20 protein-coding genes and 1 pseudogene are annotated in these 26161 nt (G+C 69.6%); 8 read left to right on the top strand and 13 right to left on the bottom strand.

Going from position 1 to position 26161, the window contains the following annotated elements; genetic code table 11:
- Nucleotides 1–239: 239 nt before the first annotated feature.
- Nucleotides 240–1118: a DUF5655 domain-containing protein gene (locus tag Q5762_RS30885; protein WP_315895583.1), complete on the bottom strand. Its 879-nt coding sequence runs from the start codon at nucleotides 1116–1118 to the stop codon at nucleotides 240–242.
- Between the two features lie 336 nt (nucleotides 1119–1454).
- Here Q5762_RS30885 and Q5762_RS30890 point away from each other — a divergent pair, with 336 nt between their 5' ends.
- From Q5762_RS30890 to Q5762_RS30900, 3 genes are all read left to right on the top strand, one after another.
- Nucleotides 1455–1820: a hypothetical protein gene (locus tag Q5762_RS30890; RefSeq protein WP_315895584.1), complete on the top strand. Its 366-nt coding sequence runs from the start codon at nucleotides 1455–1457 to the stop codon at nucleotides 1818–1820.
- Nucleotides 1817–2176 (top strand): PIN domain-containing protein, encoded by a 360-nt coding sequence (locus Q5762_RS30895; RefSeq protein ID WP_315895585.1) that lies wholly within the window; start codon nucleotides 1817–1819, stop codon nucleotides 2174–2176. The genes Q5762_RS30890 and Q5762_RS30895 overlap by 4 nt, the downstream gene beginning before the upstream one ends.
- A 114-nt stretch (nucleotides 2177–2290) precedes the next feature.
- Nucleotides 2291–3952 (top strand): N-6 DNA methylase, encoded by a 1662-nt coding sequence (locus Q5762_RS30900; protein ID WP_030026468.1) that lies wholly within the window; start codon nucleotides 2291–2293, stop codon nucleotides 3950–3952.
- A gap of 12 nt (nucleotides 3953–3964) precedes the next feature.
- Here Q5762_RS30900 and Q5762_RS30905 read toward each other — a convergent pair whose 3' ends face one another.
- The 6 genes from Q5762_RS30905 to Q5762_RS30930 form a co-directional block, all read right to left on the bottom strand.
- Nucleotides 3965–6121, bottom strand: coding sequence for a UvrD-helicase domain-containing protein (locus tag Q5762_RS30905; RefSeq protein WP_315895586.1), 2157 nt, complete (start codon nucleotides 6119–6121; stop codon nucleotides 3965–3967).
- A gap of 44 nt (nucleotides 6122–6165) precedes the next feature.
- Nucleotides 6166–7380, bottom strand: coding sequence for a 5-methylcytosine restriction system specificity protein McrC (locus Q5762_RS30910; protein ID WP_315895587.1), 1215 nt, complete (start codon nucleotides 7378–7380; stop codon nucleotides 6166–6168).
- A complete protein-coding gene (locus Q5762_RS30915; protein ID WP_315895588.1) occupies nucleotides 7377–9239 on the bottom strand; it encodes a DUF4357 domain-containing protein in 1863 nt (620 codons plus the stop codon). The genes Q5762_RS30910 and Q5762_RS30915 overlap by 4 nt, the downstream gene beginning before the upstream one ends.
- Nucleotides 9240–9347: 108 nt before the next feature.
- Nucleotides 9348–10997: a hypothetical protein gene (locus Q5762_RS30920; RefSeq protein ID WP_315895589.1), complete on the bottom strand. Its 1650-nt coding sequence runs from the start codon at nucleotides 10995–10997 to the stop codon at nucleotides 9348–9350.
- A 24-nt stretch (nucleotides 10998–11021) separates the two neighbouring features.
- The gene (locus tag Q5762_RS30925) at nucleotides 11022–11414 is read right to left on the bottom strand and encodes a hypothetical protein (RefSeq protein ID WP_103419641.1); all 393 of its coding nucleotides are present in this window, start codon (nucleotides 11412–11414) and stop codon (nucleotides 11022–11024) included.
- The gene (locus Q5762_RS30930; RefSeq protein WP_315895590.1) at nucleotides 11411–13795 is read right to left on the bottom strand and encodes an AAA family ATPase; all 2385 of its coding nucleotides are present in this window, start codon (nucleotides 13793–13795) and stop codon (nucleotides 11411–11413) included. The genes Q5762_RS30925 and Q5762_RS30930 overlap by 4 nt, the downstream gene beginning before the upstream one ends.
- 205 nt (nucleotides 13796–14000) lie before the next feature.
- Here Q5762_RS30930 and Q5762_RS30935 point away from each other — a divergent pair, with 205 nt between their 5' ends.
- Nucleotides 14001–14657 carry a hypothetical protein gene (locus tag Q5762_RS30935; protein ID WP_315895591.1) on the top strand — a complete coding sequence of 219 codons (657 nt, stop codon included), beginning with the start codon at nucleotides 14001–14003 and terminating at the stop codon, nucleotides 14655–14657.
- A gap of 64 nt (nucleotides 14658–14721) precedes the next feature.
- On the top strand, nucleotides 14722–15351 hold the full coding sequence (locus Q5762_RS30940; RefSeq protein ID WP_315895592.1) for a uracil-DNA glycosylase: 630 nt from the start codon (nucleotides 14722–14724) through the stop codon (nucleotides 15349–15351).
- 15 nt (nucleotides 15352–15366) lie between these two features.
- Here Q5762_RS30940 and Q5762_RS30945 read toward each other — a convergent pair whose 3' ends face one another.
- Together Q5762_RS30945 and Q5762_RS30950 are read right to left on the bottom strand one after the other, a co-directional pair.
- On the bottom strand, nucleotides 15367–15981 hold the full coding sequence (locus Q5762_RS30945) for a hypothetical protein (RefSeq protein ID WP_315895593.1): 615 nt from the start codon (nucleotides 15979–15981) through the stop codon (nucleotides 15367–15369).
- A gap of 47 nt (nucleotides 15982–16028) precedes the next feature.
- Nucleotides 16029–17264, bottom strand: coding sequence for an AAA family ATPase (locus tag Q5762_RS30950; protein ID WP_056557557.1), 1236 nt, complete (start codon nucleotides 17262–17264; stop codon nucleotides 16029–16031).
- Between the two features lie 259 nt (nucleotides 17265–17523).
- On the opposite strand from Q5762_RS30950, the gene Q5762_RS30955 reads away from it, so the two are divergent.
- On the top strand, nucleotides 17524–18132 hold the full coding sequence (locus Q5762_RS30955) for a hypothetical protein (protein WP_315895594.1): 609 nt from the start codon (nucleotides 17524–17526) through the stop codon (nucleotides 18130–18132).
- Here the strand turns inward: Q5762_RS30955 and Q5762_RS30960 are convergent.
- Nucleotides 18113–18667 (bottom strand): ATP-binding protein, encoded by a 555-nt coding sequence (locus tag Q5762_RS30960; RefSeq protein WP_315895595.1) that lies wholly within the window; start codon nucleotides 18665–18667, stop codon nucleotides 18113–18115. The genes Q5762_RS30955 and Q5762_RS30960 overlap by 20 nt on opposite strands.
- Before the next feature lie 187 nt (nucleotides 18668–18854).
- Between Q5762_RS30960 and Q5762_RS30965 the strand changes: the two are divergent.
- Together Q5762_RS30965 and Q5762_RS30970 are read left to right on the top strand one after the other, a co-directional pair.
- A pseudogene (locus Q5762_RS30965) lies at nucleotides 18855–19698 on the top strand (Scr1 family TA system antitoxin-like transcriptional regulator).
- The gene (locus Q5762_RS30970; protein ID WP_315895596.1) at nucleotides 19695–19880 is read left to right on the top strand and encodes a DUF397 domain-containing protein; all 186 of its coding nucleotides are present in this window, start codon (nucleotides 19695–19697) and stop codon (nucleotides 19878–19880) included. The pseudogene Q5762_RS30965 and the gene Q5762_RS30970 overlap by 4 nt, the downstream one beginning before the upstream one ends.
- A 66-nt stretch (nucleotides 19881–19946) precedes the next feature.
- On the opposite strand, the gene Q5762_RS30975 is transcribed toward Q5762_RS30970, so the two are convergent.
- The 3 genes from Q5762_RS30975 to Q5762_RS30985 form a co-directional block, all read right to left on the bottom strand.
- A complete protein-coding gene (locus Q5762_RS30975; protein ID WP_315895597.1) occupies nucleotides 19947–21302 on the bottom strand; it encodes an endonuclease domain-containing protein in 1356 nt (451 codons plus the stop codon).
- 157 nt (nucleotides 21303–21459) lie between these two features.
- The gene (locus tag Q5762_RS30980; protein ID WP_315895606.1) at nucleotides 21460–23202 is read right to left on the bottom strand and encodes a GTPase; all 1743 of its coding nucleotides are present in this window, start codon (nucleotides 23200–23202) and stop codon (nucleotides 21460–21462) included.
- The gene (locus tag Q5762_RS30985; protein WP_315895598.1) at nucleotides 23195–26161 is read right to left on the bottom strand and encodes a GTPase; all 2967 of its coding nucleotides are present in this window, start codon (nucleotides 26159–26161) and stop codon (nucleotides 23195–23197) included. The genes Q5762_RS30980 and Q5762_RS30985 overlap by 8 nt, the downstream gene beginning before the upstream one ends.

Genomic DNA, 26161 nt, shown 5'->3' on the forward strand with positions numbered 1-26161 from the left:
CTCAGGTGTTCAGGCCGGCGGCCGATTGGTAGTCCGTGGTTGGGGCGCTGCTACTTCCTCCCGAGAGCGGCATGCGCGGCGAAATGTAGCCGAGATTCCCCGGTTAGTCTAACCGGGGAATCTCGGGATGATGGATATCTCCACCGCCACCTTCTGCCGGCCCGTCGAAAGGCACACTCACGACAAGACCCCTGAATGACAACATGACCGTGGATTCGAGTGCGCCTGGCACTGAACCCTCACGCCGCCGCGTAGCTGGCGCGGAAGAGGTCTTGAGCGCGCTCAAGGTCCCTTTCCGTCCGCAGTCGTACCTCCAGATCGCCTGTGCCATGGTGCCCCAGGCCCGTCACGTTCCTGGTGAAGTCAGGGACAAGGTCGACATCGGCCGGGTCAAGCGACAGATACACATGGACCTTGGTCCGCTGGGGCGGGCAGATGCTCGCGAAATTCTGCAGCCGCCGGTAGGCGCTGTAGTGCTTGCGCTGCACCTTGGTGATGCCGTCGCCAAGGCCGAGGAGCACTTCATCCGCCGCTGCCGCCAGCTCCACAAGACGCTCCGGCCCCATGCCGGCCAGTCCCGTGCGCTGCACTCGCCTGCCTTGCGTCGGCCGTCCTGCGGCCGTGGCCACGGTCTCAAGGCCAATAAGGTCCCTGCCGAAGAAGCGGTAGCGGACCAGATCGATGCTGCGCCGGTGCTCACGCACGGCGTGGAGGTCGTAGCGGGTGTAGTCGCCGGCCACACAGATCAATCGGGGTCCGCTCCAGAGCACCTGGGCCGCGGCGTTCGCCCCGAGCTTGTCACGGACCAGGTGCTCGAACTCGCTGCGGTGATCGACGAGCCAGCTCAGGTAGAAGAGCCCCTGGTTGATCACGCCCGGATCCGTGCCGCGCTTGTACTCGACCACGACGGGTGCCCCGTTCGCGTCGAGCCCCAGCGAATCGATTCGGCCGGCGTGAACAGGCCCCGTGCTGTATTCGGATGCCAGGAACCGGACGCCCAACAACGCCTCCATGTCTGTCTCGACAAGGCGCTGCACGTCCACTTCGGCAGCGGCGAGCCGGGGCGCGAGCTCGCTCACGCCCCTGTCCATGGTCTGGAACAACCGCAGTTCCCACACCTCCCCATTCCGTGGTCGGCTCCAACGCATAAGGCTGCAGGCATATTTCCAGGCCGACGTGCAGCTACGGAGCGTGTTCGACCGCCGATACAGGCAAGCGAGGCGAGAGCGATGGCGCCCTGGGGCGCGCACAGCAGAAAGCCGCCCTTCCGACCGGGTTGTCACACCGGCTGGAAGGGCGGCTTTCTGCTGCTGACGGGTAGTCAGCGCATGAGCCGGGCGTGCGTCAGGCGTGCGTCAGGCGTGCGTCAAACGTGCGTCACGTGCGTCAGATATGCGTCAGATATGCGTCAGATATGCGTCAAGATATCGCCCGTAACGCACGTAACGCACATAATGCACACTCGGCAAAGCCGCAGGTCAGCGGCCCTTTTCGGCGGGCTCAAGGATCGCGACGCACTCGACATGGTGGGTCATCGAAAACATGTAGAGCCAAAACAGGTTAATGAAAACCGCAGGTCAGAGACACATGGTGCGCAAAACGGACTCAAGATCCATGTGCATTACGTGCGCCACGGGCGCTACGCGCGGCCTTTCGACGCACGCGTACTGCCCCTCGACGGCCCGGAGGCCGCCACCAAGCGGGGCGAGCTCGCGAACGTGATCTTTTCGCCGGACGGCGAAGGCTCGCCGAGACTGCACAACGCGACCAAGAGGTCCGCGAGCCGCTCGCAGTCGCTTGTGACGCCGGCCTTCAAGTGATCGCCTCGGCCGCCTGCCCGCCAAACGGTCACGCCCGGCTCGCCCTGGCCCGCAGCGACGACCTCCGTGTGATCACCTCGGCGGCCGCCTTGGTCGAAGTGGCCCACCCCCGCATCAACCGCCCGGCCCTGGAGTGGACACTCTCCCACCTGGCCGTGGAACCGATCACCGAGCCGATCGCCCGCCACGCCGCCATCCTGCTCGCCGACGCCGGCCCGCACGGCCATAAGTACGCCATCGACGCCATATTCGCCGCCACCGCACTGGCCTCACCAGGGCCGGCCACGATCCTTACTTCCGATCCTGAGGACCTCACAGCGCTTTGCCGCGGGCACGCCACCGTCATGAAGGTCTGAATCCCACCGCCGCTCACGTTCTCTGCACAAGCGGATGACTTCCGTCCCAGATGAACGCGTTGACGACGTCAACAACACTTACCGCGTGTCTGCAATGGCGTGTACGGTTTCCGTATGAGGGATGACGCGGGTGCAGTAGACCCTTTGATCACCGGGGCCGAGATCGCTCGCATCGCGGGCGTGACACGAGCCGCTGTGTCGAACTGGAGACGCCGCCACAAGGACTTCCCCGCCCCGGCGGGAGGCAGTTCGGGCACACCTCTGTTTTCCCTTACCGATGTACGGGCATGGCTCGCGAACCAGCGGAAGAGCCATGACGTGTCCGACGAAGTCCGGCTCTGGCAGGCGCTCCGCGCGTCGTTCGGCGATGACATGATCAGCGGCCTGTCTTCGGTCGCAGCATTCCTTTCGACGGGAAATCCGTCTGGTCTCGACTCCGCAGCGGCTGCGATCGTCGCCTCGTCAGCACAGAGCGCCACACCAACCGACGTGGCCGACGGACTCGTCGAACGCTTTCAGGATTCGGCGCGTCGCAGCGGCTCGGATCAGGTGACCTCGGCGAGGATCGCCCGGGCGGTCGCTCACTTTGTAGGCCCTTTGCCCAAGGGCACCACCGTCTTCGATCCCGCCTGCGGGATCGGGGTCCTTCTCATGGTTGCGGGGGACGACGGCAGTACGGTCATTCGCGGGCAGGAGATCGACCCCGCAGCAGCACGGTTCGCGGAACTCCGAGCCAAGTTGAGCGGCCGAGCCGATGCGGTGATCCAAGCGGGTGACTCGCTGCGGGCGGATGCCTGGCCCTCGCTCCGCGCCGACCTCGTCGTGTGCGAGCCTCCCGCCGTCGGCCCGGACTGGGGGCGCGAGGAACTGCTCCTCGACGCACGATGGGAGCTTGGCACCCCCTCCAAGGCGGAGGGGGAGCTCGCCTGGCTCCAGCACTGTTACGCCCACACCGCCCCTGGCGGCCGCACGGTGATCGTCATGCCGTCATCCGTGGCCTACCGCAAGGCTGGACGCCGGATCCGGGCGGAACTCGTACGGCGGGGAATCCTCGCCCACGTCATCGCGCTACCGGGTGGAGTCGCCTCCTCGCACTCCGTCCCCGTACTGCTCTGGATCCTCCGCCGCCCGAAACCGGACGACACGACTCCGTCACACGTCCGCATGGTCGACCTGACGGGCAACGATCCGGACGGACCCCTAGAACCCACCAGCGACCAGGTCGCCGACATCCCCCTCATCGACCTCCTCGACGAGACCGTGGACCTCACGCCGAACCTTCACATCCACCGTTCCACCCAGGACTTCCGGGCGGAGTACTGGTCCCTGCGCGAAGAGATCGAGCAGCAGCTCCAAGCGCTGGGCGCACTCCTGCCGGCCTTGCGGGAAACGGCGGGAGAAGACTCTCTGGACACAGCCACGGTCAGCCTCGCGGATCTGTCCCGAGCGGGACTGATCGAGGCGGGCGCCGGCGGCCCCCAATCCCTGAGTCCTCAACTCGATACGGACTACCTGCGCGGCTTTCTTCAGAGCGCGTCCAACGTCCGCCGCTCGACCAGTACCAGCGGAACGCACCGTGTGGACGCGCGGGCGGCCCGCATCCCGCAGATGGCGGTCGCCGACCAGCGTCGCTACGGAGCCGTCTTCCGTTCTCTCCAAGAGTTCGAGGAACGCGTCGCGAGTCTGGCCGAACTGGGGAAGGAGGCAGCCGCTCTGGCCCGGGAGGGGCTGACCAACGGAGCCCTTGCACCTCCTGCGGACGATTCCGGCGAGTGACCCGTCGGCCGGTCAGGGGAGTTCGGAAGGCAGGGGCACGAACGGGCTGGGCTTTCCGCTCCAGGACACGTGCAATGCTTCCCTGGCCCGTGTGCAGGCGACGAAGAGCAGGCACCGCTCACGCAGCAGATCGGCCTCGTTCTGCAGCCTGTCCGTCGCGGCCGCGGTGACCTCACGGGCGAACGGGAGTGCGCCGTCCGAAACCCCGAGTACACCGACGCCACGAAACTCCAGCCCCTTCATCGCGTGCATCGTCGCGAGGCGCACCCCTGCCGTTCCCGCCCCCGGTCCCTCCTTGACTCGGACCACGGGAATACCCCGAGCCGCGAGCCTGTCGTACACCTTGTCCAGGAGCAGGTGGAAGCGGGCGCACACCCCGATCTCCTCGGGGCGCATGCCTTGGCCGATCCACTCCTCGATCCGCTCGACGATCGCGTCCACTTCGACCTGCTCGGAAGCATGACCTCTGACGTGAGGGCGTCCTCCGTGGAGCAGTGAGCGGTAACCGAGGAGGCTGTCCGCACCGTCGCCCCCGAGATCCTCGACGTCCATCTCCTTCAGAATGCCGGTGGACCAGCCGAGGATCTCCTCCGTACTGCGGTAGTTGATCCGCAGCCGACCGCTCCGGCCGGTCACCGTGATGCCCAGTGAGGCCAGGGAGACCCTGGAATCGTAGATCCGCTGATGGGGGTCACCGGTGATGAAGAGGTCGTCGGGTCCACGGCCCACAGCTGCCCGCAGCACCCGCCATTGGGCTGGATGCAGGTCCTGCGCCTCATCGACGACCACGTGGTCGTAGTCGTGGCCGTCCGAAGCGACCTTCCCTTCCAGCAGCCGTGCCGCCTGGGCGCAGACATCGAGGTGGGTGCGGCCGCCTCGGGCAGCAAGTTCGGCCCGGAAGAACTCGACCGCCTCCCAGACCCGCTCTCGCTGGGCTACGGGCAGCGCCGAGCCGCGTCCTCTGCGCACCGCGCCCCGGTAGGCGTCGAGCGTGCCGATGTCCTGGGCGAGTACGACGTGGCGATATTCCTGGGCGAGGAACTGCTCCGGCCACGGAAGGCCGAGGCGTTTGCCGACCCGCTGCCAGATCTGCTGCTCCTCACGGTCTCCGACGAGGGACAGAGTCCGGCCGCCGGCTGCCTGAAGGCCTCGGTGCGCGTAGGCGTTCACTGTCGTCACGTCGACCCTGCGAAGCAGCGCCTCATCGCCGTCGAGCAGCAGGGCGAGGTTCTCGCGCAGGCTCGCCGCGAGAGCGTTGGTGTACGTGGTGAGCAGGACCCGGCTGTCCTCGGAGCGGGACAACAGGTGCTTGACGCGATGCAGGGCGACGACAGTCTTGCCCGTGCCCGGGCCTCCGGTCACCTGCGCCGGTCCGCCGTAGGACACGCGGTAGGCGACGCGCCGCTGGGAGGGGTGGAGGAAGACCCGCCAGGCCGCGAAGGGCTTCTCCAGGATCTCGGCCAGCTCGTCCGGCCCGGTCACGAGTGTGATGCGGCTTCTGGTGTGGAGGATCGCCGACGCGAGGTCGTCCGCGGGGTCCCCAGGAGCGTCGGCGGGCCGCCGTGCGGTGACGACGTCGCGGTAGACCTCTTCGGGGCTGAAGCCCTCCGCGAGGTACTGGAGGACTTCGAACTGGTCCTCGGGAAGCAGGGTGCCGAACGCGTCCAGCTGGGCCTGGTCCGTGATCGTGCGCACGGCACGCAACACCTGCGCGTCGATGCCGAGTTCCCGCAGCACGGTGTCCGAGTGGGAGGCGAAGAGCAGGGCGGGGGCCGTGGCCGCCGCCGCCTCCAGGGCCGGCGTCAGTTGCTCGATGGCGACGACGTTGCGGACCTCCAGGCCGCGGGTGGCGGTGTTGACCGTGTAGAGCCGCTTGGCCGCCCAGCTGTAGGCGCCGTCGTGCGGCACGACGTTGATGAGGAGGAAGACATCGCTGCCGTCGTTCGGGGCGAGGACCACTCCGCGCCAGAAGTCGTTGATCCGGATGGTCCTCATCCGTGGATCGCGCGCCTTGTCCACCGACTCCAGGTGAAGCCCCTTGTCGGCGTGCAGTTCCGCGACGGTGAGCTGTTGGAACTTGGTCATCGCCTTGCGCACTCCGGCTTTGACGGGCTTCTCCAGCACGTCGTAGCTCTCCCAGAAGCTGTTCGCGAAGGCGAGCTGGGGCACGGTGGGCTCCTTACCTCGTGGCGTGCGGCGCGGCCGAAACGATCTTAGGGGGATGCGAGTCCCGCGCCCTCGGCCATCAGGCGGGCAAGGTCCCGGACCGTCCCGAGCAGTTCCGCCGGCGGCCCTTCCAGGTCCAGGACGTGCTGGTGGATGACGATCCCCGCGTTCCGGACACGGTGGGAAGCGTGAAGCGCGCCGCCCCTGGCGTAGATCAGATGCCCCTCGGGAAGACCCAGCGCTGTGCAGTAGGCGAGCATCTGGTAGAGGTCGGCGTCGGGAAAACCGTCGGGCTTCTGCGCCTTGTACTTGGCGTCGGCCACGTTCAGCGGGCGGCCGTCGTCCCCGTACCGGAGGAGATCCGGCCTCATGCGGATGGTCCCGTCCGCGTCGAGATGCACTCCCTTGGCCTGGAGCGCGCAGTGTCCGCCATGCGCTGTGAGGGCCTCACGCAGGGCCACGCAGACGAAGTCCTCGAAGAGTTTGTTCATGTCGAGCAGGAATCCGTCGACGGTGACGTCACCCGGCAGGTGCTCGGGCGACTCGCGGCGCAGGACGGTCTCCGCCAGCCGCAGCGCGGGCTGGTAGCGGAGGTTCAGGCGGCTCGGCCGCCACCGGGGCGGAGCGGCGCCGCGCAGCAGGGGCTCGGCGTCGATGAGCCGGGCCCGTTGGTGCTGGAGGGACCGCCGTACTCCGGCCGGGACGCGGGGCAGACTCAGCAGCCGCTCGGTCGCCGCCCGCAGCAGCCGGTTCTCGGGGATGTCGGTGGTGTACTCGTCGTAGGCCACTTCCAGGGGAAACAGCCGGCCGTGGTGACGGCGCACCTGGTCGGTCTCCCTGAGCCGACCGCGAAGGACAGGGGACGCCTCTTCCGTGTGCCGGTAACCCTGCAGCACTCCCTGCCTCAGGGCTCGCTCCTGCGCCCTCTCGTAGGTCTGGGCGAAGAAGGGAACCAGGTCCGTGTGCGCCGACACCTCCACCGTGCCCTCTTGGTGGATCCGCGGGTTCAGGGCGTACCCCAGGAGGAAGAACAGGTGGGCGATCGGCACCTTCGGGGTGATCCTCAGGGTGACGGGGTCCTCCCCCGGGGCCCTGACCACGAAGGCTCCGACCTTGCTCCCCGCGCGCAGCCGCCATCCCCCGGTCCGGTACGGGTCGGGCGCCGCGTCCACGATCCGGGAGGCGGCGAGTGCCTGGCCGATGGCCGTCGGCAGGTCATGGGTGGTGTGCGGGGCGTGTTCGACGAGCTGGATGCCGGTCACGCGTCGGGCTCAACCGGGCCGGCAGCCGGTGCGATGGTCGCGCGAAGGGCTTCGAGACCGTAGGTCTTGGCGATGTCGATTCCCTCTCCGTAGTGATGCTCCTCCAGGAGCGGAAGGATCTTGGTGCGCCAGGTGCGGTCGAGGCCGCCTTCCCGGTAGACCGCCTTCTTCATCAGGTACGAGGGGCCGATGCGGAAATCGGGGTCGTCGATGCGGGAGTTGAGCGCGTCCAGCAGGTCCGCCGGCTCGGGTCCGCGGTCCTGGGCCGCGAGCCAGCGGCGCAGCAGCCCCTGGGTGGGCTCGGTACGCGGCGAGAGCTCCACGAAGGCGAAGCGCCGGCGCATGGCCGCGTCGACAAGGGCGATGGAGCGGTCGGCGGTGTTCATCGTCCCGATGACGAAGAGATTGGACGGGAGGGCGAAGTCGTCGCCCGAGTAAGTCAGGCGGACCGACTTGTTCCGGTACTCCAGGAGGAAGTAGAGCTCTCCGAAGACCTTGGCCAGATTCGCACGATTGATCTCGTCGATGATCAGGAAGTGCGGGATGTGGCGGTTTCCTTCGCGGGAGGCGAGGTCGGCGAGCTCCCGCAGCGGGCCCGCCGTCAGCCGGAAGGCGACCTCCCGGGTGTCGGGGTCCTCCTTCGGGCGGAACCCTTCGAAGAAGTCCTCGTACGCGTACGAGGGGTGGAACTGCACCAGCTTGACCCGTTCGGGTCCGCCTCCGAGGAACTCGGCGAGTTTGAGGGCCAGGTGGGTCTTGCCCGTGCCCGGCGGGCCGTACAGCACCAGCTGCCGTTCGTCCCAGAGGAGGTCCTTCACCTCGCGCAGCCACTCCACGTCGTGGACGAGCAGTTCGTCGGCGAGGGCCTGGCCCGGCTCGGGAAGCTCCAGCTCACGCCGGGCCGCGAGGGCCGGGACGGTCTCGCTCGGGTCGCGTTCCCGGGACACGGCCTCGTCGGCGAGCTCCTCGTCGGTACGGCCGAGTCCGTCGATGAGGGCCTGCACGGAGGTGAGGTCGACGACGTCGTGCTGCGCCGAGAGCTTCTGCTGGAGTTCCTCGGGAAGCTCGTCGTAGGCGTACCCGCTGCTCTGCCAGTCGACGGGGCGGCGCAGGTTGGAGCGGCCGCCTTCGGAGGCGGTCTGCTCGGCCGTTCCGGTGATCTCACCCACGTACAGGCGGCCCCCGGAGATGCCGCACACCGTGTCGCCCGGCTTCATCCAGGAGAGGAACGCGTACAGCTCGTCGACGAGCTCCAGCTTCTGGTTGTAGGTCGCCGTCGTCCCGTAGTCCTCCTCGACGAACGCTCTCAGCCGCTCCTTGCTCGCCCCCTGCGCCACTCCCTGGCGCAGCCGCGAGGCCGACAGCGTGACCCTGCCCTCGGGAAGCCAGAGCCGGTGGACGAGGTCACTGCCCGCCACGTTCGAGCCGCGCACGAGCCAGGCCCGGTTGGGCCCGGAACGCATGCCCTCCATGAAGTCGGACAGCGGTGTGCCCGCCTCGGTGCGCCACTCCTCCCAGCCGTTGCGCGGGGCTCCGACGAGTATCTCGGCGGCGGCGGACGGCGATCCGCACTCGACGTCAGCGGTTAGCTCCAGCCAGCCGGGCCAGCGGTCGGACGGCGCGAGGACTCCGGCGGCTCTCAGCTCCTCGCGCCGCTTGAACGTGCCGCTGAAGTGCTTGGGGAACGACGGCATGACGTGCTCCCGGGCCGGCGAACCGGCCCGGACCAGGAACTTGCGGCTCCCGTTGGTGCCGACGGCGTCGAGGAGGACGCCGACCGCCCGCCCGATGCCGTCCCCGCCGGGCAGCCGCAGCCGGAACTCCGGGTACTCGGCGGGGTTGCCGCTGTCCTCGTTCACGCACACTCCTGGTTCACGTACGTTCCTCGTTCCCGTGAGCCCTTGGACACGGGCAGGGCATATGCCCGAAGGCCGGTGCCGAGAAGGACCTTAGCCCCGCTCCGTACCTCAGGTGAGGGTGTTGGTGAGGTGCGGCCCGATGTATCCGATGAAGATCCCGTGCTCGGCGCGGGCGGCGTCGTGGTAGTGCAGGCGTGGAGCGACGGTGTTGCCGCCGCCGATCCTCACGTGCGCGCCCATGAACAGCCGGCAGGCGGGATCCACGTATTCCGGGACGGGGAAGGTCCGTTCCTTGCGCCAGACGGTGTTCGTCTTCACCGTCCTGGACTCGTCGCGCACGACCTTACGGGGCGATATCGCGTGCCTGCCGCCCGGAGCGTCCTCGCACCACTGATTGAAGTCACGGAAGGCCGCGCCGTCGGCGGGGCCGTCGACCGAGACGTCGGCGTAGTCCCGAAGCGCCAGCAGCGCGTCCCAGGCCATACGGACCCAGGAGGAACCGTACGCCTGGTCGTCCAGTTCCAGGGTGATCTTCCTGGCTCCGGTGAAGTGCACGCGAGGCATCTCCTCGATCCGTTCCAGGATCTCCGCGAAGGACTCGGGGACAGCGGGACCGCCGTCGTCCGGGGCGTACGCGGCTTCGGCGGCGCCGAGGGCGAGCAGGCGCTTCTGCACAGTGACGAGCTGGACCCGGGTCTCATGCAGTTCCCGGTACTGCTCGTCGTACTCGGCGATCAGCGTGATCTCGTCGCTCCTGGCGCGCTGGAGTTCGTTCTTCAGGTCCCTGATCTCGTCGGCCCGTACCCGCTGCTCGCGCCCGGCTTCCTCGAGGATCTCGAAGAGGGCGTGGTTCTCGTCCCTCAGCCGCTCCAGCTCGGAGCTGCCCGAGCTCTCCTTGGTACGCGCGCGCAACACGGGTACCGCGTCCAGCTCGGGCGGCAGTGGCGCCCGGGTGGCGAGGCCCTGGGGAAGCTGGGCGAGCAGGCGGCGGGCCCGGGCCGGGTTCTCGGCGACGACCCGGTGCGACATGACGCGGTGGCGCTGGCCGTCGGCCGCCCAGGCCGGGTCCACACCTGGAAGGAAGGTCCGGATGCCGCCGCCGTACACCCGGTGGTACTCCATGAGCCGGTTGAAGCGGTTGTCCGCCCCGGGCGCGAGGGCGTAGAGGATGGCGAGGCCGGCCAGGGGACGGACCAGCGGGTCCAGGGTCCGCTCCAGCCAGACATCGAAGTCGGCCCCGTTCGGGGCGGTGGCCATGACGATCGGCAGACGGCGCTCCGCGTCGCACAACTCGTCGATGACGGAGTCGATGTCGGCCGCCTCGACGACCTGTGGCATCCGGGTCACGTCCGCGAGCCCGTCGCGGGCCTGGAGGACGTCCAGCAGGCTTGCCGCGAGGCGGGGGGTCTTTGCGGGCGTCGGCAACGTGTCCGGATCATCGGGAAGGTGCTCTACGTCCAGCTGTACGCGGGTCGGCCGGCTCTCCGTCTGCCTGATCACCAGGGTCGTCTGCCAGGTGCCGTCCGGGGCGGTCTCCCGGAGGCGCCAACGCCCGTACGCCCCGCCGGTGCCGGTCGCCGAGTCGTGGTCGAGCGTGACTCCCCGGGCTATCTCGTTGCGTCCTTCCGCGAACGCCTGGATGTCGTAGTTCTTGGGCGGTTCACGCAGCCAGTCCCGGAGCCGGGCGTCGACCTGCGCGCCGGTGCTGACGTAGTCGAGGCCGCTGGTGACGACCATGCGGTAGCGGCGTGTGTCCATGCCGTGGTCCTTTCGGTGCACCGGTCAGGCTTCGGTCCGCTCGGGTCCTTGGCGGAGGGCGGCGAGCAGTTCGACGACGTCGTCGTGCCAGGCCCTGACCTCGCCCGGGGTGGGCGGGAGTTCGTACGTGTGGTGGTGGCAGGCCGCGCTGAGCGCGGACCACACGGCGTACCACTGACGGGCCACGGAGCACGGGGCGTACCACTCCAGGCAGAGCGCCTTGGTCCGGCCACGGCTGTGCGCCATGGCGGGACTGACCCGCCGCCAGAAGCCGTCCATGGCCTCGTCCAGGGCCAGCCGGAGCAGGGCGGCGGCGGCTCGGGCGCGGAGTCCCGGCGCGAGGGTGTGGGGAACACCGGGGGGAGGGAGGAGCAGATGACGGGCGGCCGCGGCCAGTTCGTCGGGGGTACGGGTCATCGGCCGCGCACCGCCTTCGCGAGGCGCTCGGTGTCCCGGACCAGGTCCATGCGGTCGCCGATCGGGGTGAGGAACTGGTGGGCGCCGGCGTTGCACCGTTCGATGAGCGCGCGGGCCCAGGGGCCGTGGTCCTGCGCGACGGCCGCGAGGACCTGGGCGGGTTCCATGGTGCTGTCGTAGAAGGCGAGCGCGGCGAGATCGGTGAGCTTGTGCGCCTTGCCGATCCTGGCCTCGACGTCGGCGTGGCCGTGGCCTTCGGCCCGCAGGCGGCGCCGTGCGGGTTCCAGGCAGGCGGCCTCCAGGGCGCCTCGGCACATCTGGGGTAGGACCCGGTCGGCGACGTCCTGCGGCACGTTCGGGTCCTTGGCGACGGCCCGGGCCTCGCTCAGCGCGAGGGAGACCGGGTCGTCGGTGCGGGTGACCTTGACGACGGAGTCGGTCTGCCGGGAGACCTGCATGATCGTCGCGGGGATGCGCAGGTGGCGGATGGCCTGCTGGAGGCGGGTGTCGTGAGTGAAGACGATCACCTGGCGGCGCTGGGCACAGGCGTGGAGGACCCGCGCGAGCCCCTCGACCTTCTCCGGGTCCATGGACTGCACCGGGTCGTCGATCACCAGGAACCCGAAGGGGCTGTCGGGGTGGGTGGCGCGAGGGAGGAACAGCGAGAGGGCGAGCGAGTGCAGTTCACCCTGGCTCATCACGCCGAAGGCGGGCGCGTCCATGGCGTCCACGGACACGTCGAGCTTCACCTTGCGCTGGTTGGCCGTCCCCGTCAGGCCGATCGAGCCGAGCGTGACGCTGCTGCGCTCGCAGAGCAGCTTCCAGATGGTCTGCGACTGGTCGGCGAACGGGCGCAGCCGCTCCTCGCGGAGTTCGTCGGTGACCTTCTTGAGCCAGGTCTGCGCGTCCTTGAGTCGCTTGCCGAGCGATGCGGCCTCGGCGGCCCGGTCGGCGACGGCCAGCCATTCGGCGAGGCGCACCCCGAGCGGCCGCCAGCCGGCGTCCTGCTCGGCGAGCAGGCGGGCCGCCTTCTCGCTCTCCTGCCGGCAGGCGTCGGCGAGGGCGGCCGAAAGGCGCTCGACCTGATCCGCCAGCGGGCGGGGGTCGGTCGCGCTCCGGCACAGGGACCATTCCCGCCAGAGGGCGGCGAGCGGCGAGTCCTCCGGCCGGAGCCATACGGGGACGGGCTGGACGAGATCGTGGACGGCGCGGATGGCGCCGCGCAGGTCGTCGCGCGCGGACTGCGCTTCCGCGGCTTCGTGCTGGAGCCGTTCGACCTGCTCCCGGGCGCGCACCGCCCAGTCGTCGTCGAGCAGTCCGGGCGTGTCGCAGACGGGGCAGTCGGCAGTCCGCGCCCGCCGCCGGTGGTCGAGCGCCCGCTCCAGGAGGTCGGAGAGACGGCGGGCGTCCTCGGCGGAGCCGGACCGCGCGTCATCGGCCCGGGCCGCGGCTTCCCGCAACCGCGTCACGGCACCGCTGATGTCGCTCAGATCAGGCCCTTCGAGGGTGGAGAGCCCGCGCAGCCTTTCGAGTTCGGCGGTGTCGCCCTCGGGCCGTGCGGCAAGGAGGGTGCGAACGCGTTCGCGGTCCGGGCGGCGTGCGGAGAGAACCTCCACGGCCGCGACGGCCCTCAGGTCGCCGGAGCCCCGCAGTTCGGCGAGGACCGCGGCTGCCAGGTCGGTGGCCTTCTTCTCGCCGTCCTTGATCGCCTTGAGGCGGGCTCCCGCCTCCTTGTAGGCCTCGGAGAGCTGCTCCAGGCCGAGGATCTGGGCGAGTCCGTCATGGAGGGCGGTCATGGGGCCGTTGATCACGGCGCCGAGTTCGCTATACGAGAGGAACGGCCGGTACAGCGCGAGCTCCTCCGCGCCGACGACCTCGCCCAGCTCTCCGCCGGGCAAGCCTGGCCGGTGGACCGCCACCCGTGCGTCGCCCAGCCCGTCGCCGTGCCAGCTCCTGCGGACGGTGACGGGCGTGTCGGCACCGTCGCGCCGGCACTCCACCTCCACACGGGGAGCCGCCGGATCGTGCAGGTTCCGCCACCCCTGCCGCCAGATCTGAGTACGGTCCTGCCAGCGGAAGTTGTCGCCCGTCAGTGCCATCTCGGCGGCCTCGGCGAAGCTGGACTTACCGGAGCCGTTGCGTCCGGCTACCACTGTGAGGCCCGGTGCGGGGGTGAGGCCGAGCGTGGTCTCCGGGCCGATGCCTCGCCATCCGGCGGCCGTGATGGAGCGGAGGAAGAGAGAACCGGTTCGGGAGGCGCTTCCGGCCTGAGTCCCGGGGAAGAGGTCGCGCAGCAGATCCGCCGTCTCCGGCTCCAGGCCGGCGGCGGCCAGGCGCTGGAGGACGAGGTCGCGGAGGGAGGGGTGGGGCTGGTCGCTCACGGTGTGGCTCCATGCACGGGAGGCGGCGGGTGCGACGGCGAAGTCCGCACCCGGGAGCCCCAGACTGGCGTAGATACGTTGACGTCGTCAACAGATATTTCCTGCCACACTTCATGCGAATTTGTGTACGATCGCAGATCCGGGCGGCATGAGTGACCGTCAGACGGCCGCACGGCCCCACTTCTTGAGGAGAAGCTCAACCGTCATGAGACTTACGGACCAGCTGACCCTGCGGCGGTCAGGCACCCGCGCGACGCGCCACGGAGCCACCTGCTCCGGATCCACGGAGAACGGGACCGCCGTGGAATGGTGTCTCGTCCTGCCCGGTCGTCCTGATCTCACCCTGCACGACACCCGCTGGGACAACGGTGAGCGGGACCTGGTCCTCCACCAGCCGTCGGTGGTTCCCGAGATGCCCGCCCTCCTGGCCAATCTGCACGGCCGCCGCCGCGCAGGCATCGAGGCCGTGCCCGCCGGAAGGGGTCGCCTGCGCCTCATGGCCTGGACCGTCATACCGAGGACCGGCTCGGACCGGGCCGGCTTCAAGAAGTCCCTCACCACGGCCCAACTCGCCACGCAGTGCGGGCTGTCGCTCCTGCGGACTCTGACGAGCCGTCCCGGCGTCACGCTGGAACCCGCCTTCGACCGGGAGGACCTCCCCCTGGTCGATCTGGAGCACCCTCAGGATGTGAAGCCCCTCCAGCACGCGCTGTACTTCCCCGTGGACGACGACGAGACCCCGGTCATGGCGTACGTCATCACCCGGGTCATGCCGACACTCCGCGCGGTGGGCTGGCTGCCGCCCTCACCCGCCTTTCTGACGTCTCGGGCCTCGCCCCCACATGTCAGTGCCACCCTCTAGCGTAGGAGGCCGAGCACCGCCCCTGTCGACGCGCACTCGGGTCGAGACGGCAGGGGAGGACGACATGGCGCGACAGATGGCGAACGAGACGTTCCGTACCGACCAGGAGCGGAACCGGTACGCGGCACACGTCCGCGCGATCAACGAGCTGGTCGACGGCCTGCGGGACCAGGACGGCAGGGGCTGGATGCCGTACGTCGCTCCTTGGCACGGCGGAACCGAGGCGCGCGTGCTGTCCGTGCTGCGCGATCCGGGGCCCAAGACCCAGGACGGCACCGGCTCGGGCTTCCTGTGCACGGAGAACGACGACCCGAGCGCCGAGCGTCAGTGCCGGGCCTTCGAACAGGCCGGCATCGGCGCCCGCGACGTCACGCCCTGGAACGCCTACCCCTGGTACATCAACCGGAAGCCCGACGCCTCCGAACAGAAGGCCGGCGCCGACGCCCTCGCGCGCCTCCTTGGACTGATACCGGACCTCCGCGTCGTCCTGCTCCAGGGCGGCGACGCGCAGGCCACCTGGCGGCGGCTGGAGAAGGCGCACCCGGCCCTCGCCGGCCAGGAGCGCTTCCAGGTGGTGCGCACGTACCACCCGGGCCGGCAGGCACTGTGGTCGCCCGACCCCGAGGTCCGCGCGGCGCGCGAACAGCACCGCGAGGACGCGCTCCACCAAGTGGCCGACATACTCCGGGCCTGACCACTCCCCTGGTGCTCAGGACCAGCTGTCGAGGTCCCGGGCGAAATCGTTGTACGAGTCGTTCCTGCCTTCCGGGGCGGCGATCAGGCCGTGCGCAAGGGCCTCGCGGGCGACGAGGGGACCGTCACTCTCTCGGAAGAGTGGCACGCCAAGCCGTCGCCTGAGCTCTTCCTTGGGCTCCTTGACCCGCCCCGAGTCCCTTCCCCGTAATTGCTCGGGGACCCTCCACCTCGGGCGCACATGGGGGAAGGCGTCAGGGAACAGGAGGAGCCAGCCTTCGGACTCCCACGCGGCAAGCGCCAGTGCGGCAGGGAACCCGCCGCACTGGCGGCCGAGTTCACCCGCAACCGCTGCTCGGACTCTGCCGTAGTCCAGGTCGGTGAAGCCGTCCAGGTCTTCGTGGACCACGAACCCCACGAGTTGCGCCCTCTGCTGAACCGCCTTGGCACGCGCCTTGCCGACGAGCGCTTTCACCGCCGCGGACAGGTCAGGACCGGTCTTTCTCCGCAGCCTCACAGGGTCGTTGATGCGGACCAGCTTGGCCGTCGCACCGAGGTCGGGCCGGTGCGCGCGTATCAGCGCCGCCATGATCTCGCAGTCGTTCTGGTCCTCACCGGCGAGAACGATCACTCGGCCTTGCGTACTGGTGCGCCGGCCCACGCTCCGACCACTGGCGCTCACAGTTCACCTCCGGTGAGGTCGCCGCCGAGCACACCCGAGAACCACAGCTCGCCGAGCGGCTGATCCCCCGATTCCTCGACGATCTCCTCCACCTCCCTCACCGTCAGCGCGGGAATGATCGAGGCACCTTCCTCATCCCGGTCACAGACGACGAACTCGTCGGGACGGAGCCGGTTCACGAGCGCGGGTGAGTGGGTGGCGACGATGAACTGGGTACGCTCGGAAGCTTCCCGCAGCCGCTGCACGACGAGTTCCAGTGCCTGTGGGTGCAGCCCGTGGTCGATCTCCTCGATGCAGGTGAAGGCCGGCGGATGAGGGTCGTAGAGAAGGGCAAGGAGTCCGAGCAGACGGACCGTGCCATAGGAGGCGTCGGCCAGAGGGGTCAGGCGGCGCAGGCCATGTTCACGCAGGACGACCGTCAGCTGGTCGGTCGAACCGCCGACCTCCTCGAACTCGATGTTCTCCAGTTGCGGAAGAACCTGGCGGGCGTCCTCGACGAGGCTCTCCCAGATCTCGTCCCGGCCGCTGAGGTGGATCAGGAACGCGGCAAGGTTCTCGGCGTGCGGTGACAGCGTGGCGAGGTCGGCGACGCGCAACCGGGTGGGCATGCGGGCCGCGGCCACATCGACGTCGAAGACCCGGAAGGAGGACAGGCGGTCCGCGACACGGGTCACTTCGTCGCCGCCGTCCGCCGGACCGAGTCTGGGCAGTGTGGACAAGCCACTGCTCAGCCGTCGAATGCCGAAGCTGCCGCTGTCCTGTTCCTTGCCGGCGCGCCTGTCGAGCACACGGGCTTCTTCGCCGGAGATGGTGATGCGTCGCCCCCGCCCCTGCTTCCGCTTGAACTGAAAGCTCTCTTCGCGGGACAGGGTGTAGGCGGCCCGGCTGCTGTCCCGGTTCGACGGCAGAGAGCGGCGCCGGATCGTGAGGCTGTACTCGTCGGGCGCATTGAGAGTGGAATTGCTGGTCCAGGTGGCCTTCAGCTGGACACGCATGAACGTCGGAGGTTTCGCACCGCCCCAGAAGGCGACCTCGTCGAACCCTCCTCTGGTGTCGAGCGCGGGCTGGAGATCCGTACGAATGATGTCGGCCAGGAAGTCGAAGACCTTCAGCACATTCGACTTGCCCACGCCGTTCGGTCCCACCAGCACGGTCAGTGGACCGAGTGGGACGGTCACGTCACGCAGGCTTCGGAAGTTCTCGACGTGCAGTTCGAGGAGACGGCTGGGCATGAAAGGAACCTATCGGGTGGGCGAACAGAGTGAAGGCCGATCGCGCAGCAACTGGCCCCACTGTCGCGCCGCGTCTCTGGTCGCCGCCGCCATGCTGTCGCCTCGACGTGGCGACGCTGTGGCGTGAGCAACTACGGAATCAGTACAGGGAGGAGACTAGCCCGACCGGCTGACATCATGGGCCCGGCGCTATATCGAGCACCTTGCTGTCTCTTCGTATTCGGCTCCGATTGTCAGACCGGAACTCCACCATTGGGACATGCCCACTCTCAGCGCCGCCCAGTTGCTCGCCGCCCATGTTCGGGCCGTCCTCGGCGCCGGCCCTTTCGCTCTGCCCGGCGGCTGGACGCACATGGGTGCCGTCATCTGCGATGTCAGTTTCCAGGCACGCCGGAAGTACCAGTCGACCGTCCGGCCGCGACTTCTCCGACTTCAGTCCGCATGGCCGGAAGCCGTCACGGTGCGCGGCTTTCAAGCACGCCTGGCCACGGAAGACCTTGCCGTCGCCATGGACTTCAACAGCCCCGGCAGGGTCGCTACAGCGCACGCCCTCACCGATCTGCTGGCCGCCAGAGGTGTCGACACCCGAGACGATCTCCATGAGTGGCTCGACCGCCAGGAGAACCGTGCGGCCCTTCGAGCGGTGAAGGGCGTGGGGCCGAAGAGTGTCGACTACATCGGCAACCTCGTCGGCCGGTCTCAGGTCGCGGTGGACGTGCACCTGAGGTCGTTCGCAGCGGCGGCAGGTGTCCCAGACCTCACATACGAGGAACTGCGAACCGCGTACGAGGTGGCCGCCACCCTCCTCGGGCACGAACCGGGGGCACTGGAGCACGCGGTCTGGCGGTTCAAGGCACAGGCGGGCTGACGGTCGTACAGGGATGCCGCTGCTCAGCGCTGCCGGGATTCCTCGCCGGCCCTCTGCCCGGCGAGGAGTCGGACGCGGGGGCCTGAACTCGCGCGAACGGGTCCTCGACCTCGGCCCACACCGTCTTGCCGCTCGGTGGGTACGGCTCCACGCCCCAGCGGTCGGCCGGGGCGGCCACCAGGAGGAGCCCTCGGCCCGACTCGGTGTCGGAGGGGATGCCTCCGGGGCCTGGCGATGGGGTGGGAAGCCGTTCGCCGCGCGGGTCGGTGACCTCGATACGGACACCGCCGGACACTGCCGCGCAGGTGAGGGCGACCCGGAAGTCACGGCCCTGGACACGGCCGTGCAGGACGGCGTTGGCCGCGAGTTCGGCGGTGATCTGTACCGCCCGTTCGGCCACGCTGGGTGACACCTCCCAGGCCGTCAGCCGCTCGGCGACGAGCAGGCGGGCGAGGCGGGCACCGCGACGGGTCGAGGACAGCTGCTGGGCGAACGTCCATACGGTGGAGTGCTGGTGGGGCGTGATCGCGTACATGAGGCCAGCGTGGCGGGGGCGCGGGAGCACGCGCCAGGAGCGAGACCCGTACGCTGCGTCAGCGTACGGGCACATGCGGTAGACGGTACGGGGGCGTACGCGTCACGCTGAGTGCTGTCGATCGCCGGGACGGCGGTCGAGGTACGGGTGCGGGAGGTGGCCGCGGGTGGCTGAGGACGTCGAGATCGTGACGGACGGGGCGGACGAGACGGACGAGCAGGGCCGGGAGCCCGATCCGTCGGACAGCCTGCGGACCTTCGGGGCCGTCGTCCAGGCCCTGCGGGAGCACTCGGGGCTCAGCAGGGCCGAGTTCGCGGAGATCGTCCGGTTCTCCAAGCACACGGTGGAATCGGTGGAGTTGGGGCGGCGGATGCCGGACGAGGCGTTCGTCGAGCGAGGGGGCCCTGGGGAACACGGGGGCGCTGCGGAGGTCCGCCCCGTTCCTCACTCGCGCCGAGGCGGGTCTCGCGGTGTGGTTCCGGCGGTGGGCACGCCTGGAGAAGGTGGCGGTCAGCCTGTACACGTACGAGTGTCGGCTCGTGCCGGGGCTGCTGCAGTCGGAGGCGTACGCACGGGCGGTGTTCGACAACAGCATCCCGCTGCTGACGGAACGGCAGTTGGAAACCCAGCTCGCCGCACGCCTGAAGCGGCAGAAGATGCTGTACGAGCGGCCGACCGTCCCGTTCAGCTTCATCGTGGAAGAGCATGTCTTCCGGCGCAGGCTGGGCGGGGCAGAGGTGCAGCGGAGCATGTTGGACCGAGTGCTGGACCTGAGCGCACCGCGCAACGTGACCCTGCAAGTGGTTCCACTGGAGGCCGAGTTCCACGGCTGCCTGGACGGGCCGGTGCAACTCCTTGAGACTCCGGACGGGCGGCGGCTCGGGTACTCCGAAGGGCAGCAGAACGGGCGGCTGATCTCCGACCCGAAAGAGGTGAGTCTGCTCTGTCAGCGCTATGACACACTGCGCTCACAGGCCCTCAACCCCAAGGAGTCGCGGGGCCTGCTGGAGCGTCTGCGAGGAGAGCTATGAGTACGACCGAACTCACCTGGTTCAAGTCCAGCTACAGCGGGACCCAGGGCGACAGCTGCGTCGAGGTCGCCGTCACCCCGCAGGCCGTCCACGTCCGGGACTCCAAGGACGTGGAGCACCGGCCGTTCGCGGTCGGCCGCGAGGGCTGGACGCGGTTCGTGCGGTACGCGGCAGAGGACTGAACGGCACGCCCGCCCGGTGTCACGCGGGAGCCGCCCGTCGCCGTACGCGGCGGGCGGCTCCTCACCTCAGAACAGTCCCAGGCCCTCGCCGCCAGGGTCCACGACGACCGGCCGGGGCTGGGCGGGGAGGCCGTCCAGGCGGTCGGGGCCGGACGCGGCGGCCACGGCGGGGGCCGTCTCGGCGAGCCAGCCACGTAACCGCTCGGCGGCCTCACGGTAGGGGACCCGCGCCAGGACACGATGCTCGCCGGCGGGGCAGAAATCGACCGTGACCGTGAACAGGCAGGACCTGGGCGCGTTCTGACTGCCCGCCCAGGACACGCGCAGGGTGCCGCAGGGCTGACGTCCGCCCGGGGCCCGGTGGGTCGGGCGCAGTGGCCGGCAGGCTATGAAGGCGGTCCAGGCGGCGAGGTGCGGCAGCGGCAGGGTGGTGCGCGCGCGACAGCCGGTGCAGCGGTGCCAGTGGCGGAGCCAGTCGTCGGCGTCGGTGCGGAAGAGGCGGGTGTAGCGGTTCGCGACGCGGACGTCGTTGGCGTACAGATGATCGGGGCGTTCCCGCGTGTTGCAGGACTGGCAGACGGGGGCGCGGACGTAGCCGTGCTCGTGGCAGTGGTCGAGCACTGCGGCGGGCGCGCCGCCGCAGACGGCGCACACCCACTCGGCCACCTTCCTGGCGATGCCAGGCTTCCTGCTGAGCACCGAGTACAACTGGCCTTCGAATTCCTTACCGTACGGGCGCGGTGAGGCGGCGGGGCCCTCAGGGCTCGTCGCGCGCCGCCCGTCTGCGTCCCCGGCCCGCCGAGGGCGGGAGGGCGGCTCGGCCACGGCCGTGCCCGTCTCACGGGTCCGCGCGGCTCGCAGCCACCGCGTCTCGGCGTGCTCGGCCGCGTCGAGCAGCCTCACCACCCCGCGCGGCAGCCACCACGTCCGCCGGGTCCCGTCGCGGGTGTGCTCCACGAGTAGCTGCCGCCAGTCGATCCCCGCCAGATGACACGGCCGGCCGTCCTCGTGCCGTGTCCCGCACCCGGGGCCGCTCGGCTCCCCCAGTTCCCCAGCGACGCGCCACCGCCAGCGCAGCGGCGTCTCCTCGTCGAGCTCCGGCTCAGGCTCCGGCACCGGCGCCCCGCGGAACGGGCCGACGCGGACCAGGTCCCGCCGGTCCATGACCACCGCGTTCAGTTCCGCGGCCGCCCGGCGTACCTCGCGCTCCGCGACGCCCCACCGACCGCCGCCCACCCTGGCCGTCGCGACCACGCGGCTCCCGAGCAGGACGTACCCCGTCCGGGCACGGGCGGGCGAGCGGGTGAACGCCCCGGAAGCCGTCGGCACAGCGCCGCCGGCCGTCAGCCCGCCCCACAGCGCGTCCGCGCACTCCAGGGTGATCAGGCCGTCCGCGCGGCCGGGAACGACACGCTCCGTCATACCGACAGGCTAACGGCGCCGACACTCCGACGGGCCCGAGCGCCCCCGGCCGGGACACCTGGTCGCGGTCGGCGAGGGTTCGCATCGGAACCTGAGCGCCTGTCCCGGCGGCCGTGGTCACGGGGCGCGTTCACCGCCGGGACCACGGTCCGTCAGGTCAGCGGGTCGGCCCGACCAGCTTCTCGGCCTCGCCGCGGAGGCCCTTGATCGCCGTCAGGGCCGCTTCACGCTCGGCTTTGATGTCCGAGCCCCGCTTCGTGAGACCGCTGAGCGACCGTTCCACCTCGGTGATCCACTCGCTCAGGTACCGCTCACCGGCATCGGTGAGAGCGGTCCGCTGTTCGCGCGCTTCCTCGTCGAAGTGATCCTTGATCTGCTTCCGCCGTTTGTTGAGCGCCATCCACTTGCTCTGGTCCTGCGCGACGCTCGTCAGGTCCATCAACGGCCCCGTGACTGCCAGCACCCACTGCACCTTGCGGGCCGTACCGGCTACCTTGCCGGCCGCCTTGGTCTTGCCCCACGGTTTGAACTTCTCCGCGCCGTTGGTGACTTTCCCTCCGGCGTCAAGGATCTTCCGGCCCACCCGGTTCTTGCTGAGCTTTTCCACGACGGCGGAGGCCGCGCTTCCCGGCCCGTTACCGCCGTCCGCGATCTTCCCGATCCACTCGCCCGCCTTCTCGGTACCCACCTTCGCGGCCTTCTTCGCCGCTTCCTTGACCCCCTGCGTCAACGGTGGCGTGCCATCCGGGGACCCGTCGAACGTCGTCTCGCGTGCTTCGAGGTCGTTCACCCAGGATTCAGGCTCGGGCACACCGGTTCCGTACTCGGCGACCAGCGCGTCGAACGCCGTCCTCACCGACGAAGAGAAACTCGCATCGAACTCATTGCTCGCACGCTCCAGTTCCTCCTGGACGGCACGAGTGACGCGGTCGGGGAAGACGCCGTCCTTCTCCGAGACGCCGGCAGCGGCCCTGTCTCCGGCCGTCGTGATCCTGGAAGCGACGACTTCACTCCCTCTCACCAGGGCGCTCAGCACACGCTCCTTCGCCCGGGAGATCGACTCCTCGACCTTCTTCGCGCTCTCCGCGGCAGCGAGTTCCTCGCCGTCCAGCACCCACTGCCGCTCGGCGTCCGCCAGCACTCGAAGGAGTTCGAAGGCCTGGGCCTTGGGCCGGACACCGCTGACACCGGGCGCGGTCATTCTCCGCAACTCGGCCGCCAGAGCGTCGATACCGCTCTCCGCGACAAGCCACTGTCGCTGATCGGACGAGAGAGTGGGGTCATGGAGCGCGTCAATGTAGTCGCGTGCGTCGGTGGGGACGATCGGGACGCGGTCGGCGAAAGGCCCGAGGCGCCCGCGGATCTCGTCGAGGACGACATCGCGATCGCTGTTCTCGGCGTTCATCTTGTTGACGACGACCACACTCCGGTCAGCGAATCCGTCAGCGTCGAGAGCCCGCAGAATCGTCCTGGTCTCTGCTTCGCCCGGCAGTTCGCTCGTTGTCACGATCATCAGCGCGTCCGCACCACGAACGCCGCCCCGCGCCGCATCGGCGTGCCCGTCGACACCCGACAGCGTCCCGGGCAGGTCGACCAGCGTCGCTCCGTTCCACTCGTACGACGTCGCCTCGTGCGTCCTGGGCGCCGCGTCGACGAGATCACCGATGTCGGCCGACGGGAGCCGGAGCAGTGCCGCGACGAGCGTGGACTTCCCCGCGCTGTACGGGCCCAGCAGTGCGATCCGCAGCGGGCTCGTGTCCGCACGAGGCAGGCTCGTGGTCAGAGCGCGAGTGCGAGGGTGAGCGCCCAGGACCTCTTCGGCACGTGCGGCCAGCGCGAGTACGAGAACGCTTCGGCCCCCGTCGATCGTGGGCGCGTCGACCGGACCACCGTCAGCCATCTGTGTTCCCTTCGGTTCCTTCGAGGGTGCCGAGCCATCCGAGATCCGCGCGGATCTCGATCCGTTCGGTGAGGACGTCCACGAACTGGTCCCGCAGACACGACCGCACGTCCGCGACGCGGGACGCGTCGACCCAGACACGAAGTTCGACTCCCGGCGTCCGACGTGCCCGACGGATCGCCGCCGGGTCTCCTCCCGCGAGAGCCAGGAGCCGGCGCGCCAGGACGAAGTCGATCGCGTCGAGGGCGGACCGCACGGCCGTCCGCAGCCCGCAGAGTCGCTCGAACCGCTCCCGCGTGACCCTGATGTCCGCGGACCGCGCCTCGAACCGGGCATCGATCTGAGCCGTCGCGTCATCGGTGATACGAGCCGACCATGCCACAAGTCCGTCGAACAGGTCATCGAGGCAGGCCTCAGTCTCGGTCGTGGTCGTGCTGGTCCACCCATCCTTCGCCCGCCGCGCGCGGGCAACCTCACCGCTCACCGCTTTCGCCGCTCCGGCCAGGCCCTCCACCGCGTAGACCAACGTCGCCGCGGGAGGGGGGACCGCAAGCTTCTTGGGGATCCCCTTGGCCGCGACGGAGCTCAGAAGGGCCGTCGCCGCCCCCTTGGCTGCCGCCGTGCCCAGGCTCACGGCCTTCTCCTTCAGGTCAGGACGCGGTCGTACACGCGGCTGCGCGTCGTCCTGATGCTCCGGGGCGCTCGCCCGTACACGCAGAAGCATCCCCCGCTTCCGCGCCTCCTGCTCGAACGCGTCCCCGAGACCGGAGAGAAGTCCCTCCAGGTCCAAACCGGTGACGAAGTCGCTCCACCGCTGTGCGTCAGCCACGCCGCCCAGGTCCCGAACCACCTCCGACACCCGCTCCTTGGCGCGGTGGCGCTCGGCTTCGAGTAGGTCACGCGTGTCCCGGCCCGCTGTCCGGAAGGCTTCCAGCGACTCTGCCCGGTCACGCGGCGTCGAGCATGCGAGTTCGGCAAGCGCGAGATCGATCCCGGGGAGTTCCTCGATCAGCCGGTCGTGGAACGCCGCGAGCGGCGCCCGCACGTCCTCGGCCAGGCGAACCGCACGAAGCGGAATCGCACGCTCGGCCAGGAGCCGGGTGAGGGACTGCTCCAGCTCGGGCAACCTGCTCGCCCGAAGGGCCCTGTCCCCCAGCTCGCGGTCCGCCGTGGACAACGCTTCGTGCGCGGCACCGGAGTGGACCGGGAGGACGACGGGCGACGTGACGCCGACCGCTGCGGAGACCTGCTCGATCCGAACCGTGTGACCCATCGCCGACGCGAACTCTCTCTCCGGATCCTTGGCGAAGCGCTCAAGACGGTGCGGTTCGTCGACCTTTCCCTTCACATTGACGACAGCGAGCAGAGGTTTGCCCGTGAGGAGGAGTCGCTGGAGCTCGGCGGACTCCTCCTCGCGCAGCGTGTCGGCGTAGTTCCATATCACCGCGTCGGCGCTGTCGCACGCGGCCCGAGCACGCGTGGCGTCGAGGTCGTCGTCTTTCGCGGCGACGCCGGGCGTGTCGAGGTACGTCACGGAGCCGACGTGGAACGCGGAGGTCTCCCGCGTGGTGCGGTGTGCCCCTCGCCCGATCCCGGTCCGGTCCGCGTCGCGGGTCAGCGCTTTGCGGAGCGTGGTCTTCCCGGACTTGGTCCTTCCCGCGATGGCCACGCGCAGCCTGCCTCTCGCCATGGGCATGCCCCGTACGGCATCGCTCAGTTCGCGTTCGAGCGCTCCGATGCGGCGGATGACCCCGACGAGGTCCTCGCTCTCGATCGCGTACGCGGAGTACGGCGCCCGCGAAGGACGGGCCTCGGCCTCCTCCCGGAGAGCGGTCTGGATGTCGCGGTAGGCCGATCGGCTCGTGTCCACCGCCCCGGACGCGAGCTCGCCGACCAGGGCCCCGAGGGCCTCGCGGAGATCCGGTTCGGTTCGCCACAGGTCCATGGCTGCCGCCACGCGGTCGAACGACTCGACGTTCTTCGTGTACCAGGACTCGAACGCCCGCAACTCGTTGATGCCGGTCTGGGAGGCGACCGCCAGCAGCCCCGCCGTGAGCCGTGCGGCCGAGCTCGCGGCGGGCGCGGCCGGAGACACGGCCGTGTTCACGGGCGCCGTCGCGAGCCCGTGCTCGATCACCGCCCGCACGCTGTCGTCCGCGAGCATGTCCACCGTACTTCCGGACACGGCACCGGTGTCACGGACCTCGATCGCCCAGAGCAGAGCGTCACGTCGATCCGACCTGAACCCGAACCGCGCGTCCGGCGCGAGCCAGCGCCACCACTGCAGCCGCTCGGACAGGACCGCCTCGTACGACTCCTCCGCGGCGACGAAGTCCCGCACCTTCTCCAGCAGCGGCACCAGCTCCCGGTTCCGCAGATCCCGGGCCGCCGCAGCACTGTGCCTGAGCACGAACTCGCGCGCCTCCGCCGCCTTCCGGCCTCCTCGTCGACGACCGAGGTCGGCCAGCGCGGGGTCGATGTCGATCTCACGGATCGAGCGCCAGATCTCCTCGGGCCATTCCCGGTCCGCACGACGACACGGCTCCAGGACTTCGGGCAGCAGCCGCTCCGCGGCCGCCACCGCCGCGGCGTCCACCCGAAGCGCTTCCACCGGCACGCCTTCCAGCGCCTGGAGATGAGTCCGCAGCCCTTCCAGCCGCTTCAGTTCCTGAAGGGATCTGCCCCCGTCCGGCGCCGGAGTCCGGCCTCCAGCCCTTGTCAGGCGGGCCAGCTCGTGTTCCTCGACGCACGCCGCCACAGCGTCGGACACCCACGGAAGGGTGCTCCCGGACGGCGGCAGGCCGGCACACCCGCGGGCCTGGGCGACCATGTCCACCTCTTTGGCGAATCGCTGGAGCGCGGCCGGCCCGACCATGGCATTCACCCCCAACGGCTCGAGCAGGAGCGCCAGCATCTCGGCTCTGAGGCTCGTCCTGTCGTTCACCGCCCCGCCAGTCAT

It is taken from the genome of Streptomyces sp. P9(2023) (genome assembly GCF_032436795.1).
Taxonomy (GTDB): Bacteria; Actinomycetota; Actinomycetes; order Streptomycetales; family Streptomycetaceae; genus Streptomyces.